This is a genomic window from Paenibacillus sp. FSL F4-0122, assembly GCF_038002845.1.
In the GTDB taxonomy this organism is placed as follows: Bacteria; Bacillota; Bacilli; order Paenibacillales; family Paenibacillaceae; genus Paenibacillus_AQ; species Paenibacillus_AQ odorifer.
This window is the reverse complement of record NZ_JBBODI010000001.1, coordinates 3446701-3461367: the sequence shown is the minus strand read 5'-3', so window position 1 is coordinate 3461367 and position 14667 is coordinate 3446701. Positions and strand designations below refer to the sequence as shown.

Annotated in this window: 11 protein-coding genes and 1 riboswitch; of the genes, 3 read left to right on the top strand and 8 right to left on the bottom strand. The window is 45.3% G+C overall.

What is annotated here, in order from left to right; translation table 11 throughout:
• Positions 1 to 39: 39 nt before the first annotated feature.
• Positions 40 to 1782 carry a succinate dehydrogenase flavoprotein subunit gene (gene sdhA, locus MHH49_RS14960; RefSeq protein WP_036679802.1) on the bottom strand — a complete coding sequence of 581 codons (1743 nt, stop codon included), beginning with the start codon at positions 1780 to 1782 and terminating at the stop codon, positions 40 to 42.
• Between the two features lie 45 nt (positions 1783 to 1827).
• The gene (locus tag MHH49_RS14955; protein WP_036679804.1) at positions 1828 to 2493 is read right to left on the bottom strand and encodes a succinate dehydrogenase cytochrome b558 subunit; all 666 of its coding nucleotides are present in this window, start codon (positions 2491 to 2493) and stop codon (positions 1828 to 1830) included.
• Between the two features lie 404 nt (positions 2494 to 2897).
• Here MHH49_RS14955 and MHH49_RS14950 point away from each other — a divergent pair, with 404 nt between their 5' ends.
• Entirely contained in the window at positions 2898 to 3800 is a 903-nt protein-coding gene (locus MHH49_RS14950; protein WP_036679806.1) for a LysR family transcriptional regulator, read from the top strand.
• A gap of 523 nt (positions 3801 to 4323) precedes the next feature.
• Here MHH49_RS14950 and MHH49_RS14945 read toward each other — a convergent pair.
• Both MHH49_RS14945 and MHH49_RS14940 read right to left on the bottom strand, forming a co-directional pair.
• Positions 4324 to 4995: a potassium channel family protein gene (locus MHH49_RS14945; protein WP_036679808.1), complete on the bottom strand. Its 672-nt coding sequence runs from the start codon at positions 4993 to 4995 to the stop codon at positions 4324 to 4326.
• A 13-nt stretch (positions 4996 to 5008) separates the two neighbouring features.
• Positions 5009 to 6367 (bottom strand): TrkH family potassium uptake protein, encoded by a 1359-nt coding sequence (locus tag MHH49_RS14940; protein WP_341138222.1) that lies wholly within the window; start codon positions 6365 to 6367, stop codon positions 5009 to 5011.
• A 62-nt stretch (positions 6368 to 6429) separates the two neighbouring features.
• Positions 6430 to 6607, bottom strand: a riboswitch (cyclic di-AMP (ydaO/yuaA leader).
• A 320-nt stretch (positions 6608 to 6927) separates the two neighbouring features.
• On the opposite strand from MHH49_RS14940, the gene MHH49_RS14935 reads away from it, so the two are divergent.
• Positions 6928 to 8604 (top strand): CPBP family intramembrane glutamic endopeptidase, encoded by a 1677-nt coding sequence (locus MHH49_RS14935; protein ID WP_076216153.1) that lies wholly within the window; start codon positions 6928 to 6930, stop codon positions 8602 to 8604.
• A gap of 98 nt (positions 8605 to 8702) precedes the next feature.
• Here the strand turns inward: MHH49_RS14935 and uvrC are convergent, their stop codons facing one another.
• Complete coding sequence (gene uvrC, locus MHH49_RS14930; RefSeq protein ID WP_305953825.1) at positions 8703 to 10655, bottom strand: excinuclease ABC subunit UvrC; 1953 nt, start codon at positions 10653 to 10655, stop codon at positions 8703 to 8705.
• Between the two features lie 121 nt (positions 10656 to 10776).
• The gene (gene trxA, locus MHH49_RS14925; RefSeq protein WP_036679814.1) at positions 10777 to 11094 is read right to left on the bottom strand and encodes a thioredoxin; all 318 of its coding nucleotides are present in this window, start codon (positions 11092 to 11094) and stop codon (positions 10777 to 10779) included.
• Between the two features lie 354 nt (positions 11095 to 11448).
• On the opposite strand from trxA, the gene MHH49_RS14920 reads away from it, so the two are divergent.
• On the top strand, positions 11449 to 11607 hold the full coding sequence (locus MHH49_RS14920; RefSeq protein WP_094902239.1) for a YqzM family protein: 159 nt from the start codon (positions 11449 to 11451) through the stop codon (positions 11605 to 11607).
• Positions 11608 to 12081: 474 nt separating this feature from the next.
• Here MHH49_RS14920 and dnaI read toward each other — a convergent pair whose 3' ends face one another.
• Both dnaI and MHH49_RS14910 read right to left on the bottom strand, forming a co-directional pair.
• Positions 12082 to 13038, bottom strand: a complete 957-nt coding sequence (gene dnaI, locus MHH49_RS14915; protein WP_036685219.1) for a primosomal protein DnaI — start codon at positions 13036 to 13038, stop codon at positions 12082 to 12084.
• Positions 13039 to 13056: 18 nt separating this feature from the next.
• Positions 13057 to 14595, bottom strand: coding sequence for a DnaD domain protein (locus MHH49_RS14910; RefSeq protein WP_076134189.1), 1539 nt, complete (start codon positions 14593 to 14595; stop codon positions 13057 to 13059).
• Between the last annotated feature and the right edge of the window lie 72 nt (positions 14596 to 14667).

Below are 14667 nucleotides of genomic sequence, written 5' to 3'. Positions count from 1 at the left end.
TGAAGCTTGCCTCGCAAGCTATTCTGTTACTGGAAAGCATTAATCCTTCGAATAATCGCGTACCCGTGGAGGAATCAGCGAGACATCCACTTCATCGTAGGAGATTTGTGGACCCTCTGCAGTCCAGGCTGCTTTTGTGGTCTTCAAGAACTCCTCATCATTACGATTTGGGAATTCCGGTTTGTAATGTGCACCACGGCTCTCATTCCGCATAAGCGCTCCAAGTGTCATCGCTTCGGACAGCTCCAGCATATTCCAGAGCTGGCGAGTGAAGGCCACACCTTGGTTATTCCAGCGCGATGCATCATTCATATTGATCTTGCGATAACGCTCCTTAAGCTCTTTGATTTTGCCAATGGTCGCTTCCAGCTTCGGATTGTGCCGCACCACGGTCATATTGGCGGTCATCCATTCGCCCAGTTCCTTGTGAATCACATAAGCATTCTCTGTACCTGACATCGCTAACAGAGATTCATATTTGTCCGTTTGCTTTTTGTGGAAGCTATCGAATACGGAAGAAGAGATATCCTGCGATGATTTCTTCAGGCCTTTAATGTATTCAACAGCCTTTGGTCCTGCGACCATACCGCCGTAAATAGCAGATACCAGTGAGTTGGCGCCTAGACGGTTCGCTCCATGATATTGATATTCACATTCTCCGGCTGCAAAAAGACCAGGAACGTTCGTCATTTGATTGTAATCAACCCACATGCCGCCCATAGAATAGTGTACAGCCGGGAAGATCTTCATTGGTATTTTACGGGGATCATCCCCCATGAATTTTTCGTAAATTTCAATAATCCCGCCAAGCTTCACGTCCAGCTCTTTCGGATCCTTGTGAGAGAGGTCCAAATACACCATGTTCTCGCCATTAATGCCCAGCCCTTGATCCACACACACATTAAAAATTTCACGTGTAGCAATATCGCGCGGCACCAAGTTACCGTAGGACGGATATTTTTCTTCGAGGAAATACCACGGTTTCCCGTCTTTATAAGTCCAGATACGGCCGCCCTCGCCACGTGCCGATTCCGACATCAGGCGGAGCTTGTCATCTCCCGGAATAGCGGTTGGGTGAATCTGGATAAATTCTCCGTTGGCATAATGTACACCCTGTTGGTACACCGCACTTGCAGCTGTCCCTGTATTAATAACGGAGTTCGTTGTTTTGCCAAAAATAATACCCGGCCCGCCGCTTGCCAAAATAACAGCATCCGCAGGAAAAGTCTCAATCTCCATCGTCTTAAGATTCTGGGCACTGATGCCGCGGCATACACCTTCGTCGTCGATGATAGCCGAAAGGAACTCCCAGTTCTCGCGTTTAGTTACGAGACCTTCAGATTCCCAGCGGCGCACCTGCTCATCCAACGCGTACAGCAGCTGTTGGCCTGTTGTCGCGCCGGCAAAAGCTGTACGGTGCCGCTTCGTTCCGCCGAAACGACGGAAATCGAGCAGACCTTCCGGTGTGCGGTTGAACATAACGCCCATCCGGTCCATAAGGTGAATGATACCTGGCGCAGCTTCACACATCGCCTTAACCGGCGGCTGATTCGCCAAAAAGTCACCGCCATAGACAGTGTCGTCAAAATGCTCCCAAGGGGAGTCGCCCTCACCTTTTGTATTTACCGCGCCATTGATGCCGCCTTGCGCGCATACGGAGTGTGATCTTTTTACAGGAACTAATGAGAATAAATGGACATGCGCACCAGCTTCCGCTGCCTTGATGGTAGCCATCAAGCCGGCCAGACCGCCGCCCACGATAATGATATCGGATGTTGCCATGATAGTTCACTCCTTTTATCGAAAATATCAGAAAGGATTCTTAAATTAAATGAAGGTCTTTATGGACTGGGCAATAGTTGCTGCAGTTTGAAATTCACTGTCACGGAAAGTAACCAGCGAAATCAGGAACATGAACGTTACTAAGACAAATATGCCAAGACAGAGGTAAGAAGATACCCGCTGTGCACGAGGACCGACGGTAATTCCCCAGCTGATTAAGAAAGACCAGAGACCGTTCGAGAAGTGGAAGCATGCAGCAACGATACCGATAATATACAGTGTCAGCAGAAGTGGCTGAGTCACGATATCGTGCATGAGACCGCCTAATTCTTCGTGCTCCACATTACCCACTGCCACCTGAACCCGTGTTTGGAACAAGTGCCAGACGATAAAGATAAAGGTAACAATACCTGTAATCCGTTGCAGGGTATAACGCCAGTTTCTTTCAATGTTGAAACGGTTCAAGTTCGGCTTGGATTGATACGCAATATAAAGTCCGTATACCCCATGGTACAGCAGAGGAAGCCATATACCGAACAATTCCAGGAAGAAGACGAGCGGTAAGCTGTTCAGCCATAACACGCTGTCAGTGAAACCGGAAGCGCCACCCTCTACAGCCGCAAAATTCGTCATCATGTGCTCAATGAAGAAGGCTCCAAGTGGGATAACGCCTAGCAAGGAATGAATCTTTCTGGAATAAAATCCTTTCATACAAAGTAACCCCTTTCCGATTAAAACAGCGTTTTCATTAATGGGTATTCACCGCCGGAACTACATTTGACACAGGATAACGTTGACAATCCAATGACATAATTCCTTAATTTACCGTTATCCTAGAGTTTACCGGACTTAGTTTTATTTTTCACAAAATGTGAATATCTTGTGTCACTTTTCATGTTACTCTTTTTTCGCTTATAAGGGAATTGCAATCTAATTATTAAACGTTATACAATAAACGCATAAGAATAGATTTTATATGATAATAATTCTCATTTAGCGAAACAACATTTTCCGACATAACCTGATTTTCCTTATGTAATAAGAACAGTTACCCTTAAGGCTATGAATTTCATCACTACTGATCATACATCGCACTAGGAGAGGAACCTCAATATATGTTTGACGATTTAGATGTTTTTGCAGCAGTTGTGGAACATTCCAGCTTAAACCGGGCCTCACGCCAGCTCAATCTATCCCAGCCCGCCTTGTCTCGCAAAATTTCTAAACTCGAGGAACGTCTGGGGGTCGCACTGTTTAATCGTTATGGCAAACGACTGGAGTTAACCGAGGTTGGGCGTCTCACTTATTCCTATGCGCTTGAACAACGGCAGCAGCGTTCCAAGTTTCTGGAAGCCCTTTCTAAATTCAAAGAGGGGGAGCCAAGGCTTGTCACCTTGGGGGCTAGTCTTACCTCACTGCAGACCACGCTTCCGCCGCTGGTTAACGCTTATATGGACAAATATCCGACCGCAGAGCTGAAGCTGATTACAGGCCGAACGCATGAGATCGTATCCTCAGTTAGTGAGGGGAAATCAGATGTAGGTCTGATCGCTTCCTCTATTCAAGAACCTGGGTTACGCTGCATTTCTCTGTTTGAGGATCAATTGCGACTGGTCGTCTCAGAGCAGCATCCTTTAAATTTATCTTCCAAGCTAACCATGGATAATCTATCCCGGCTGCCTATGATTCTCTTCTCAAAGGGGACCTGGTACCGGCGCCTGACGGACGATCTATTCCAGCGCTGCGGGATTGATCCCGATGTGCGCATGGAGATTGACTCCTTCGAAGCCATCGTGCGGCTGCTTCCGACTGTCAAAGCGGCTGCGTTGCTGCCAAAGTCTTATCTGCGTCCAGAGCTGCTGAACGGCGGCGGACTGGTGTCCTTACATATCAAGGAGCTGGAGCAGACTCAACGGACCACCTGCCTGATTTACCGTGACGATGGAAGCATGAGCACGGCGGCTCGCAGTCTGGTGCAAGTAACCGAAGAGATGTTTCTGACAGAACGTGAGCAGTAAAGCCGGACCAAATGAATCAAGGGGCGCACCTATTGATCTCCAAATGAGGCAATAAGTGAAGCACTTATCGAAAGATTAGGGGATTTATCCCTAAAATTCAGAGATTTTTGTTCAGAAGACTTATAATTAGGGAAAACTTCCCTAATTTTTGGCCGATTCAGTAGCTAATAAGGAATCCCTCTAATTATTAGGGAGAAATTCCCTAATTTCGTTTATTTAGAGCGAATAGCGGCTGTTTTCAGGGAAGTTTTCTCTAATTAGTTCACACCCACTCTGTACATCGTACAAACAAAGAACGCATCTCGCCCATAGTCCACTGTCACAGATACCACAAATCATCTACTACAGCCGTACGAATATCACACCTAGTAACTCGCCCACCACACACCCCAATAGCACAGATCACTACGCGTGATCTATAGTCATATGGCATAGTAAAATCCATTACTTTTCCTACTCTTTACTCCATAAAAAAGAAGCTGCCCCCAAGTAGAATTCACTACTTTTGAGTCAGCTTCTTTTACTATGATTCTTGGTTCACAACTTCACTCTCAAAACGGTCAATACTTTCATTAGGACCAATGAGTACCATAACATCGCCTTCACTTAAATAATCATGGGCAGTTGGAGCGACGATTATTCCGCTTTCCCTATTTAGGGCAACAATGCTGCAGCCATATTTAGCTCTTGTATTTAAATCGGACAAGCTTCTGCCGTTCATGCAGGATGGCACGGTCAGCTCGACAATTTTATAATCCTTGGACAGTTCAATATAATCCAGCAAATTGGGCGTCACCAGCTGGTGTGCCACACGAATCCCCATATCCCGCTCCGGAAAAATAACCCGATCAACCCCCAGCCGCGACAGTGCGCGGCCATGAAGGATGGAGATTGCCTTAGCCACCACTTGCTTGACTCCAATCTCCTTTAACAAAATGGCCGCCAGAATGCTTCTCTCCATATTGTCACCAATCGCAACAATCCCACAATCAAAGTTCCGTACACCAAGCGAGCGCATAATTCCCTCATCTGTAGCATCTGCTACTACCGTATGCGTCAGCTGATCGCTCATTTCCTCCACGCGTTCTTCATGGTGGTCAATGCCGAGCACCTCGTAGCCCATTTCCATCAGCTCAAGCGCCAGGCTTGAACCGAAGCGACCTAAGCCGATTACTACAAATTGCTGTGCTTTCATTTCTAATTAACTCCTATCCAATAATTATTTTACCTTCAGGATACTTATACAGTGGTTTACCCTGTTTGGGACCGAGTGCATACGCCAAGGTTAGTGGACCTAGCCGACCTGCAAACATCGTCAGACAGAGTAGAATCTTACCGATCGCTGACAGTTCCGGAGTTAGCCCCATAGTCAGTCCTACCGTAGCAAAGGCGGAGGTCGTCTCAAACAAGATTGCCAAGAAATTACTGTCTTCAGTTGTGGAGAGTATCATCGACACAGAGGCGATTAACAACAAAGCCAGCAGTGTGATCGTTAATGCCTTGTAGATGCGCTCTTGAGCCAGCCGATAACGGAACAACACAACATCTTCCCGTCCACGCAGCATAGCAATAACAGCACCAATCATCATCGTAAAGGTTGTTGTCTTGATCCCGCCGCCCGTTGAGCCTGGAGAAGCACCAATAAACATAAGAATCACTATAAAAAATTGTGTAGCCTGCCGAAGTCCAGCAATATCAACTGTGTTCGCGCCAGCCGTACGGGGAGACACGGATTGAAAGAAGGCTGATAATATTTTACCGCCAAAATTCAGTGAACCTAGGGTACGAGTGTTAGTAAACTCGAATATAAAAATAACCAGAGCTCCGATCAGAATCAGCCCTGTGCTGGTGGACAGGACAACTTTACTATGTAGAGACAGCCTGCGGGTTACCCGAAACTCCACCAGATCTGACATTACAATAAAACCAATCCCGCCGGAGACAATCAGAAACATCACAATAATATTCACAAGCGGATCATATACATAATCAGTTAAACTGCGAAAATCCCCAAAAATATCGAACCCCGCATTATTAAACATAGACACCGCATGAAATATGCCAAAATAAATCGCTTTTCCCAGTGGCATATCAAAAGCCCAGCGAATAGACAGCAGCAAAGCGGCACAGCCTTCTATGACAAGAGAATATATAAGGACTCTCCGGATCAGTCGCACAATTCCTTCCATAGAGCCGTGATTCATGGCTTCCTGTAGGATTAGCCTGTCCCGCAAAGAAATTTTACGCTTTAACACCAGTGAAAATAGAGTGGCCATGGTCATAAAACCTAAGCCGCCGATCTGGATCAGGATCATAATTACGGTTTTCCCAAAAATCGTGAACGAAGTTCCGGTATCCAGCACAACAAGTCCTGTTACACAGGTTGCCGAAGTTGAAGTAAATAATGCATCAATAAATTCCACGGAATTCCCGCTTGTGCTTGAAATGGGCAACATAAGCAGCAAGGCCCCTATCAGAATAATCGATGCAAAACCAAGCACCAGTATCTGCGGCGGCGAGAGCTTCAGAAACTTAAATTCAGAAATCCTGCGAAACTGTGAAGCCACTATGCTCACCTTCTTATCAAAAATTCCAACAAAAAAAGCACTGGAAAACCAATGCTGACTTGGTTCCTGCAGTAAATTAGCCTACGAGGTTAGCTGACGGATTCGGACTGTGCAGGCTGCCCTATTCGTTCCTAGAACGAAATTCACCCCTGATGAAAGTGCCATTTATCTTGTACACTCCACTTTTCATCACTTCTTATGGTTCCCCCGTTTTCACCAGAAATTCGGCTACTATACAATTGCATACAAATTATATACGTTATTTAGTGAATTCACAAAGACACAATTAATGCTCATTCACATGAAAAAATGCGGTTTAAAGAGACTGCATCAAATGGAGTACCTTTTCTCATCACTTTTCCGTGTTTTCCCTGCAATTACACCGATTCTCACCATTCGTACACAAATGAACACGATAAAATTCATGGTATAAATTCACATGACTATTCTATACTATCTCTATTACCCATAAAAAGAACATATAATGTTTTTTGTAACCAGCCAGGCACTAATACTATAATGGAACATAACATTGTCAGTACATAACAAGGAGGCGTTACATGAATCCCGTCGGCCAGCCCCTACAGCAACGTGCCCTCTCCAAGAGGCTCATCATCTCGGGCATTATCGGTCTTATTCTATTTATTATGTTTCAGATTTCCCCTTCGCTGCTAAGCAGCTCTACAGGGGAAGATACCACCGTTATTAGCAAGGCAGAAGCCCGTGACCAAGCCGTATTATTCGCAGAACAAAAGCTCAATTACACCGAAGCACCAAACGATCAATGGAATGTACTTTACGAGACGGACTCTTCCTTTTATGGTTATATGTCTCGCGAGAAGCTTGTGGAGGACTACACCAAGAAAAAATTGGATCAAAAATATCCTTTTGATGTCTTTCGTGCAACGCTTACTCCGTCAGCGGATCAAGAGCCGCAAATCATCGTTGACCTCAATATGTATACCGGCGAGATTGTCGCTTTCTCAAAGGCTGCAAAAGTTGCCTCCGAAGAGGGGTCTGGCATTGCTTCCGTTGGTGCAAAAGAGGACAAGGGAGCTGACCTCACTCTAGCGCAGAAGGAGAATCTTGCTCGTCCTTGGCTTCAGGAATGGGAAGTAAATCCTGCCAAGCTACAAATTGAATCGAATACAGGAAGCCATGGGCTGGTGTATACGGATAGCACTGTTCAGGTCGGCGAATCCTTATTGCACTATTATTTTGATTTCAGTGGAGAGCAGGTCTCCAGCTTTAATGCCGGATTCACTGCACCGGCTTGGCATACCTCCTACGTACAAGGACAGACCTCTTTAGCGGAAAAGCTGACATTATTCGGTTACGGTATACCCACACTGATTTTAGGAATTCTGGCACTCGTCTACAGTATTCTTAGAAGAGAGCATACTTCCTTTAAACGTGGGGTATTCCTAAGCTCAGCCTATTTTGTAATCATGATGATCAGCACCTATAATATGCTGCCTGAATCAACAGGCGAAGGGCTAGAAGCACAGATTACCTCTGTCATTATGTTTATCATTTATGCTTTATACAGCCTGCTGATGTCCTCCTTGCTTTACTTCTCTTTAGTGGGCGGCAATGGCCTATGGCGAAAAGAGGGAGGCATGAACCCTTGGCCCCGCGCCAAAGAGCCCGGCTATGGACAATATGTGTTGGATAGTATCCGGGCTGGATACATGTGGGCTTTCGTTCTGCTAGGGGTGCAGACGGTTATGTTCATCATATTATCGTTTACCTTGCACAATTGGTCTACTACAGACGCCACCCAGTCTCCTTATAACATGAGATATGCTTGGCTTCTGCCTATCGTCGCATGGCTCGCTGGTTTATCTGAGGAAGCCATTTATCGCTTTTTCGGAATCCCTATGCTGAAAAAGGTGTTCCGGAACACTTTCGTCGCTTGCTTGATCACCACGCTGGTTTGGGCGTTTGGCCATACGTTATATCCGATCTATCCCATCAGCTCCCGTCCGATTGAGCTGACCGTAATCGGGCTGCTGTTCAGTTATATTTTCCTTCGTTACGGATTTATTGCTGTCATGTTCAGCCACGTCGTGTTTGACAGCATCCTGATGGGCGCTACGCTGATCTTTATGAAGGAGAGCGTAAATGTAGGCGCGGGTATCTTCGCGATTATTATGCCGTTCATAGTCGCTTACATCGTCTATCGATTTAATCCACCACAGAAACCTAAGCCGGTGGAGCCTTCTTCTTTGATTTAAGAAAATAAAATAGTGTACATCCTATAACCAAATTAAAAAAAGGGCATCATAGCAGCTTTAGTCGCTGCTGTGATACCCTTTTTCTTTTGTCATCATTGCTATGAGGTTGGCTCTTCGTCCTTGAGCGCATCAAGAATTTGTCTTGCCAGCTTTTCTCCAATAGAAAGTGTACGGAAATCATCCACGGAGGCTTCTTTAATTTTCTTAAGCGATCCGAAATGCTTAAGCAACGCTTTACGGCGCTTCTCACCTATACCAGGTATAGAATCCAGCTTGGAGGTAACCATGGACTTCCCGCGCTGTTCACGGTGGAAGGTGATCGCGAACCTATGGACCTCATCCTGAATCCGTTGCAAAAGGTAAAATTCCTGACTGTCCCGGGCTAGCGCGACAGGTTCTGGCGGATCTCCAACCAAAAGCTGAGCCGTCTTATGCTTATCATCCTTAACAAGGCCGCAGACCGGAATGAATAATCCCAGCTCATTCTCCAGAATATCAATAGCAGAGGAGATTTGCCCTTTCCCGCCATCGACCACGATAAGATCCGGTATCGGAAGATTCTCCTTCAATACCCGTTCATATCGCCGCCGAATGACCTCGCGCATCGTTCCATAATCATCCGCACCCACTACCGTACGAACCTTATATTTACGATACTCTTTTCGTGCAGGCTTGCCATCAATGAAGACAACCATCGCTGAGACCGGGTTAGTCCCCTGAATGTTCGAGTTATCGAACGCCTCAATGCGGCTCAAGCGTTCAAGACCCAAGCTCTCACCTAAGCTGATCGCTGCTCCAGAGGTACGCTCTTCATCCCGTTCAATCAGCCGGAATTTCTCGTCGATAGCCACTCTTGCATTTTGACAGGCCATGCCAACCATCTGCTTCTTAAGACCGCGTTGTGGCACAAGCACCTTAATGCCCAGCCACTCCTGCAGAATGGAGGCGCCGCCGGCGGCATCCACGATCCCAGCTGCAGCAGCTTCCTCCTCCGCCGTCGCACGTGCCTCAGCCTCTTCAGCCGATTCAGGAGTATCTTCACCCTGTTGTAAATCCGCTTCTGCTGGAGCAGCTATCGTGATCTCAGGTTTAGCCTCTTTATTAGCCAGAGACTCCTCATCGAGCACATCCGGCAGCAGAATCTCCTGCGGCAAAGCGGGATTATCACTGTAATACTGCGTCACATAAGACATAAAGTCACTGTAGGCTTCACCATAGAACGGGAACACGGAGGAATGGCGCTGAATCATCTTCCCTTGTCTCATGTACAGAATCTGTACACACATCCATCCCTTGTCTACAGCATAACCAAATACGTCCCGGTCCTTAGTATCTGTAGTGTTGATCTTCTGCTTCTCCATCAATGCATCGATATGGATAATCTGATCCCGCAGTTCCTTCGCCCGCTCAAAATATAACTCCTCAGCAGCTTCTTGCATTTTTTGCTGTAAATCCTTTTTAACCGCCTCATGACCTCCGCCTAGAAAAGCAGCGATATCCTGCGTAATCTGCTCATACTCGGATTTCTGAACCTCCTTCTCACACGGTGCCAGACACTGGCCCATGTGATAGTAAAGACAGACCTCCTTTGGCATCACACCGCATTTACGAAGCGGGTACATACGATCTAGGAGCTTTTTTGTCTGCTGAGCAGCATAAGCATTAGGATAAGGGCCAAAATATTTTGCTTTATCTTTAATCACCCGGCGTGTAACCTCAAGGCGCGGGTGAGTTTCATTCGTTATTTTTATATAAGGAAACGTCTTGTCGTCTTTCAAAAGCACATTATAACGCGGCATATGTTTCTTAATCAGATTACACTCTAGAATGAGCGCTTCCATGTTACTGGACGTAACGATGTATTCGAAATCAGCAATATTAGCGACAAGCCGCTGCGTTTTACCATTATGACTGCCTGTAAAATAAGACCGCACCCGATTCTTGAGTACCTTCGCTTTGCCCACATAAATAATAGTGCCTTCCTGATTCTTCATCAGATAGCAGCCAGGCAGATCGGGTAGTAGTGCCAGTTTATTGCGGATATTGTCCAAAATGATCCCCTCCAGCTAAATTGGACCCATGATTAGTTGGCATTCAGCACACAAAACGCCTCCGGAATGAACCGAAGGCGCTGAGTGGCAGGGCCGAGGCCCGAACAGTAGCATCTATCAATTATTGATGTTTTGCTACGATATTTTTCAGGGATTCTTTGGAGTTCAGTCCCACAACTTTATCTACCGGTTGACCATCTTTGAAGAAGATCAGAGTTGGGATACTCATAACACCAAAACGGGAAGCCGTTTCCGGATTCTCATCCACATTCAATTTTGCAATTTTCACGTCGTCTCCCAGCTCTGTGGACAATTCATCCAAGATTGGAGCGAGCATTTTACAAGGACCACACCAAGGAGCCCAGAAGTCTACTACTACAGTACCTTGACCTTCCACTTCGTTACTGAAGGATTGGTCAGACACGTTCACGATAGCCATGATATTGTTCCTCCTTTAAGTTTTGCGAAGCATCACGCACATCTTAAGCCAAAGCTTAGTTCATGGAAGCTGCTCCGAAATATGAGTTAATAAATTGTTTCATGTAATATGATAACCAAATTACCACTTACCGACACATTACAAGTATAACATATCTTTATGGGATATGTGAAATATCACTCGCAATTATATTGCCTTCAATGTATTTTTTTTGCGTACTCTTTTCTTTACAACCTCCCCAGCATTTCGGTATACTTAAAGAAAGCGCATTAATTGTCAATGACTTATTTCATAAAACTAATGTCAATTTGCATCTAACAATACAGGGCTTGTCCCTGTAAGGAGGCAGAAACTATGGATGTTAACGCGCAAGTACGGGACCCACGAGAACATATCAACGAAGAACCCCGCAATGATCTTGGGGATTTAATGACCGGATTTTTCGGAATGACCACGTTTATGACGGTTGTCTTTTTCGGAATGGTCATCCTTAAATTCATTCTCTCGGAGTAAAGGAATCATCGCACAATAAAAAGAAGCTGTCTCAAAAGTAGTGAATGCTACTTATGGGACGGCTTCTTTTTTTGAGAATAATGAGGGAAAACCTCCCTGATTATAGCCGATATTTGCTATAAATGAACGGAATCAGGGAATTCCTCCCTAATAATCGGGAGAATATCTATTTTCGCTGACGAATCAGTTCATTTTTAGGGAGATATTCCCTAATTAGTAGTCTAATGAGCAGAAACCTCTGAATTTTAGGGAGGTATTCCCTAATTATCGATCAGAGTGAGTATGCCCGCCAGATGTTGCAACCGGAAAGTGTGTTTGGACAATTAAAGTACACTCAAGACTTCCGACGATCCTGCTTCGCAGCATGGAAAAAGCGGCGTTTGAGTTCGAATAACTAAAAAAACGAAGAGCAGCGATCCTCCAATAAAAGGGGAATCACTGCTCTTTTAAATTTTACATTATGAATATTCCAGCTTATCTATTGGCCCCTCGCTGATTCTCCCCATGCAGTGGAAGCACATCCACAAAAGGAGCAATGCGATCCATTAGTCGTTGGCCTTTATAGACCTCTTCACCATCTTTGCTCGTAAAGCTAAGATGTTTCTCCAAGCCATCCAATGGATAATTCGAGGTATAGAAGGTTGGTTTGCGGTTCATCCGATAATTCAAGATCGCCCCAAGTACATGATCACGAGCCCAAGGATTCAAATTTTCCGCACCAATGTCATCAAAAATAAGCAAATCACAGTTTTTCATCGTATCGACAGTTTCCTTCATTTTCTGGCCATCCATCATGATCGATTTCAAGTCCTCTATAAAGTCTGGCATGTATACGATCACTCCGGTATATCCAGCAACAGCAAGCTCATGCAGCAAATAACACATCAAAAAAGTTTTGCCTGTTCCGAAAGAGCCATGTAAATAAATGCCGCGTGAAGTCAGGCCTTCCTCTTTAACACTGGTGATATAATCAAATATTTTATTCACAGCCGAGACCCGACGCGGGTCTTTGCCCATAATATCTATCTCATCATAACCGCCGTTAAGTACACGCTCGTCCACATAAAAGCTACGAATACGTTTGCGGATATTATCCTGATTATCTTGTGCCACTTTAAGTCGGCATGCCGTCTTGCGTTCATATAGATCCACTGAACCATTCACAGTTTCTACCGTTAGTTTACTATAATGGCCAGGAAAATCATTTGGACACTTCTCTAGTCCTGGGCAGTTCGCACAGTTTCGGCTTTCCTCTACATATTGATACAGGCGACTCATATGAAGCCGCAGTCGTGATTCGTCCAGCTCAGGATGTTCGGACTGTAATGCCTTCACAAGTGGATGATTGAATAACCCCTGTTCAAGATCGCGTTGACGCTGCCGTAGAGTTGGATTGTTGATCGAACGAAGTACATCGCCCATAGACTCCATTGTTCCACCTCTCTTTCATTAAGGCGTTTGCGATACGCCTTTTTTCTTACTAGCCTTAATTTCTGCCGCTTTCTTCATCATCGCCGCGAATTCCTCTTCCGATACTGTTCCGGCACTTCCATCATCCAGCACAATCGGAATTTCCGGTTTATTGGATCGGCCTGTATTTTTGGCATAAGAACGTGATCGTGTTCCTCCAGCAGTATTAGCCGTTGTCCCCTTGCCCTTCACTTTGGACTGATCTCTAATATATCTTACAGCCTTCTCATAGGTGTTCACTTGTTTAACCAGCATATTGGAGGCGATAGCCTCTACAAAATTGCGGTTCATCCGCTGTTCTCCACCCGAGGCTACCATAGTCATTAAATAATGAATGAGTACATTAATTACTTCACCGCTCAGCTTATAGTTCAGATCTATTTTCTCGAACATATCCATCAGATGGCTGGGCACTGCACCCGGGAAAAAGGTTTGTAGCAGTCTTGTATAAGGTTCGTTACGCAGCATCATATTATATTGGTGAATGTCGCATTTGGACAAAAATTGTGGCGGTACTTCTACATAATACTCCATCTCAACTGATTGCTCTGGTGGTGCTATAGAATCATCATTCTCTTCGGTCGCACTGGACCGGATGGAAACAACTTTTGCAGCCGCAATTTCACGTTTTTCCTGTCGTTTCATATCTTGCCTGAAATGTTGGCTCGCTTTATATTGCAACGCATCCAGCATTACCTCGCCCTCCGGTGAGAACACTCCATCCTCATCCAGCAAACGACATAAATCCTGCGGACTCAGTTCGTATTTATGAGCAACATAGTTAATTACACCCATTTGAGTATGGTCGAAGCGCAGTTTTTCTACATGAGCCCGATTCACAGACTCCCGTGGAAAACGCAAAATAATGTCACTATATCCGATTGCCTGCTCTCCGGATTCAAGCGTGCCGGGCTGTCGAACAGAGGCTACCTCTGCCAAAGCTTGCTCCAACTCATAATCAATGACATGTGTATTAAGTTGAAAAATATCATAAAAAGGCACGGAAATATTCTCTTTGCCTATAGATCTGCGACTCCACTCTTCCGGCTCGCGATTCCAGAACTGTTCCCGTAAGGACAGCACAGCAAATTTGCCAATCTTATCACGTAACAGCAAGGTTAAATGCTGAGTGGCAAAAAAGTCGGCTGGCGATAGCGGCGGCATTAGCTCATATTCATATAAATAATCATCTGTTTCCGGCACATAGATTCGACAGGTCTGCAACAGACCCACTGCTTCTAACCGGGAAGCCTGATCAATTAAATATTTGCGGCCTTTCTCATTGGGTTCAACACCCAAAGTCATAAATAGCCTGCGCTGTTGCTCCACTCCAGAATAGCCAATGCTATCTGCTGGCACATGTTCAACCAGCAAGCGATAGAAACTGATTGCAAAGGCTCCCACCATAGGTTGATATACAGAGCTAAGCATACGTCCATCTATAACACTAAGACCAAATTCGCGGGAAACGCAGTACCGATGATGTTCGGTGAAATGATGTAAGTTACTCATCCGCATCTACGGATACCCCCTTGTTTACACGAATTCATACAGGATTCTATTCTATCACAAATTAACATAGCGAAAATG

Excerpts from the sequence above, each read along its gene's own strand:
- sdhA (WP_036679802.1), bottom strand. The coding sequence starts at position 1,782 with ATGGCAACATCCGATATCATTATCGTGGGCGGCGGTCTGGCCGGCTTG.
- MHH49_RS14955 (WP_036679804.1), bottom strand. The coding sequence starts at position 2,493 with ATGAAAGGATTTTATTCCAGAAAGATTCATTCCTTGCTAGGCGTTATC.
- MHH49_RS14950 (WP_036679806.1), top strand. The coding sequence starts at position 2,898 with ATGTTTGACGATTTAGATGTTTTTGCAGCAGTTGTGGAACATTCCAGC.
- MHH49_RS14945 (WP_036679808.1), bottom strand. The coding sequence starts at position 4,995 with ATGAAAGCACAGCAATTTGTAGTAATCGGCTTAGGTCGCTTCGGTTCA.
- MHH49_RS14935 (WP_076216153.1), top strand. The coding sequence starts at position 6,928 with ATGAATCCCGTCGGCCAGCCCCTACAGCAACGTGCCCTCTCCAAGAGG.
- trxA (WP_036679814.1), bottom strand. The coding sequence starts at position 11,094 with ATGGCTATCGTGAACGTGTCTGACCAATCCTTCAGTAACGAAGTGGAA.
- MHH49_RS14920 (WP_094902239.1), top strand. The coding sequence starts at position 11,449 with ATGGATGTTAACGCGCAAGTACGGGACCCACGAGAACATATCAACGAA.
- dnaI (WP_036685219.1), bottom strand. The coding sequence starts at position 13,038 with ATGGAGTCTATGGGCGATGTACTTCGTTCGATCAACAATCCAACTCTA.
- MHH49_RS14910 (WP_076134189.1), bottom strand. The coding sequence starts at position 14,595 with ATGCGGATGAGTAACTTACATCATTTCACCGAACATCATCGGTACTGC.